This is a genomic window from Polaribacter sp., from assembly GCF_965660385.1.
Lineage (GTDB): Bacteria > Bacteroidota > Bacteroidia > Flavobacteriales > Flavobacteriaceae > Polaribacter.
Window position 1 is genome coordinate 1 of sequence record NZ_CBFHZT010000130.1, and the last position, 1870, is coordinate 1870.

1 protein-coding gene is annotated in these 1870 nt (G+C 31.7%); it reads left to right on the forward strand.

Going from position 1 to position 1870, the window contains the following annotated elements; translation table 11 throughout:
• A partial coding sequence (locus tag ACTG3V_RS15540; RefSeq protein WP_439133084.1) for a DEAD/DEAH box helicase occupies positions 1–1737 on the forward strand: 1737 nt, incomplete at its 5' end.
• Positions 1738–1870: the final 133 nt, after the last annotated feature.

Consider the following 1870-nt stretch of genomic DNA (forward strand, 5'->3'; position numbering starts at 1 on the left):
GTTATACAAGAAAAAGCAATTCCTCAAATCATGTCTTCTACAGACGATTTAAAAGCATTTGCACAAACAGGTACAGGAAAAACGGCAGCATTTAGTTTGCCTATTTTACAACAAATTGATGAAAATCAAAGTAATGTACAAGCCATTATTTTATCACCTACAAGAGAATTAGCAGTTCAAATAGGTAATAATATTAAAGATTTTACTAAATATTTAAAAAATATAAAAGTTACTACTGTTTATGGTGGTTCCAGCATGGAAGAGCAAATAAGATCTTTAAAAAAAGGATCACAAATTGTTGTTGGAACGCCAGGTAGAACTGTAGATTTAATAAACAGAAGAGCTTTAAAGTTAGGCAATGTGCAATGGTTAGTTTTAGATGAAGCTGATGAAATGCTGAATATGGGCTTTAAAGAGGAATTGGATAAAGTTTTAGAAGCTACTCCAGAAACCAAGCAAACTTTACTGTTTTCTGCAACTTTTCCAAAAGAAGTAGAAGCTATTGCTAGAAATTACATGGTTAAACCTGTTGAAATTACCTCTGGCGAAAAAAATAAAGGTTCTGACAATGTAGAACACGAATTTTATGCAGTTTCTGAAAGAACACGTTACCCTGCTTTAAAAAGAATTGCAGATTTAAATCCAGATATTTATGCCATTATTTTCTGTAGAACTCGAAGAGAAACTCAAGAAGTAGCAGATAACTTAATAAAAGATGGTTATAATGCAGATGCTTTGCATGGAGATTTATCTCAAGCACAGAGAGATTCTGTAATGGGAAAATTTCGTAAAAAAACCATCCAAATTTTAGTGGCTACTGATGTTGCTGCACGTGGCTTAGATGTAACAGAATTAACACATGTTATCAACCATAAATTGCCAGATCAAATAGAAAATTACACACACAGAAGTGGTAGAACTGGTAGAGCTGGTAATAAAGGAATTTCAATAGTCTTAGTAAACAACAGGGAAAAAGGAAAACTAAGACCTATAGAAAGAATTATTAAACAAAAATTTGTTGAAGGCAAAGTACCATCAGGTAAAGAAATTGTGCAAAATCAATTAATGAATTTGATTGACAAAGTGCAAAAAACGGAAGTTAATGCCTCTGAAATTAATGAGTTTTTACCAAGCATTTACGATAAATTGGCTGATTTAAATAGAGAAGAACTTATTCAAAAATTTGTTTCTTTAGAGTTTAATACGATGCTAGCGTATTATGAAAATGCAAAAGATTTAAATGATTTAGGTAAAGACAATTCTAGAAGAAGAGAAACTGCTGAAAACATGACGCGCTTTTTTATCAACATTGGTAGAAAAGATAGTTTAAACCCTGCAAAATTAATAGGTTTAATAAATGACCAAGAAATTGGAGATAAAATTGAAATAGGAGCTATTGATATTTTAGATACTTTTTCTTTCTTTGAAATAGATAAAGATTTTGAAACTAAAACTTTAGAAGCTTTTGAAAGCAATCAACCTGATTTTGACGGTCGTTCTGTAAATGTAGAAATCACCAAAAAAGAACGTTCTGGTGGTGGTAGAAGAGGTGGAAAAAAACCTTTTGGTAAAAAAGATGGTGGTTTTGGAAGACGTAGAAGTTCTGAAAATTCATCTTCTAAAAGAAGTAGTGACAGAGGTAGAGGAAAATCTGAAAGACGTTCATCTTCTGATAGACCAAAAAATTCTGGCGACAGAAAATCTGGAGGTTTTGGAAGAAGACGTAGAGAAAGATAAAAAGTTAAGAGTTAGCAGTTATCAATTTGCAGTTAGCAGTTAGCAGTTAGCAGTTAGCAGTTAGCAAAACTATTTTTATTTTTTAACTATATAACAAGGCTGTCTGAAAAGTGCTAAATTTTGTCATTTTGAG